At 55.0% G+C, this 1,134-nt stretch carries 1 rRNA gene; it reads left to right on the top strand.

The features are described 5' to 3' along the window. Nucleotides 1–1,134 (top strand): 23S ribosomal RNA (locus tag CSIV_RS00020); the annotation flags it as partial.

Genomic DNA, 1,134 nt, shown 5'->3' with positions numbered 1-1,134 from the left:
TAGAAGTGAGAATGCCGGTATGAGTAGCGAAAGAGGGGGGAGAATCCCCTCCACCGAATGCCTAAGGTTTCCTGAGGAAGGCTCGTCCGCTCAGGGTTAGTCGGGACCTAAGCCGAGGCCGAAAGGCGTAGGCGATGGACAACAGGTTGATATTCCTGTACCACCTCCTCACCATTTGAGCAATGGGGGGACGCAGGAGGATAGGGTAAGCGCGGTATTGGATATCCGCGTCCAAGCAGTTAGGCTGGGAAATAGGCAAATCCGTTTCCCATAAGGCTGAGCTGTGATGGCGAGCGAAATTTAGTAGCGAAGTTCCTGATTCCACACTGCCAAGAAAAGCCTCTAGCGAGGTGAGAGGTGCCCGTACCGCAAACCGACACAGGTAGGCGAGGAGAGAATCCTAAGGTGATCGAGAGAACTCTCGTTAAGGAACTCGGCAAAATGACCCCGTAACTTCGGGAGAAGGGGTGCTCTGTTAGGGTGCAAGCCCGAGAGAGCCGCAGTGAATAGGCCCAGGCGACTGTTTAGCAAAAACACAGGTCTCTGCGAAGCCGTAAGGCGAAGTATAGGGGCTGACGCCTGCCCGGTGCTGGAAGGTTAAGAGGAGCGCTTAGCGTAAGCGAAGGTGCGAATTGAAGCCCCAGTAAACGGCGGCCGTAACTATAACGGTCCTAAGGTAGCGAAATTCCTTGTCGGGTAAGTTCCGACCCGCACGAAAGGCGCAACGATCTGGGCACTGTCTCAACGAGAGACTCGGTGAAATTATAGTACCTGTGAAGATGCAGGTTACCCGCGACAGGACGGAAAGACCCCGTGGAGCTTTACTGCAGCCTGATATTGAATGTTGGTACAGCTTGTACAGGATAGGTAGGAGCCTTGGAAACCGGAGCGCCAGCTTCGGTGGAGGCATCGGTGGGATACTACCCTGGCTGTATTGACCTTCTAACCCGCCGCCCTTATCGGGCGGGGAGACAGTGTCAGGTGGGCAGTTTGACTGGGGCGGTCGCCTCCTAAAAGGTAACGGAGGCGCCCAAAGGTTCCCTCAGAATGGTTGGAAATCATTCGCAGAGTGTAAAGGCACAAGGGAGCTTGACTGCGACCCCTACAAGTCGAGCAGGGACGAAAGTCGGGCTT

Origin of the sequence: Microbacterium sp. CSI-V (genome assembly GCF_001984105.1) — a bacterium.
Lineage (GTDB): Bacteria > Actinomycetota > Actinomycetes > Actinomycetales > Microbacteriaceae > Microbacterium.
This window is presented reverse-complemented; position numbering and strand designations above follow the sequence as displayed.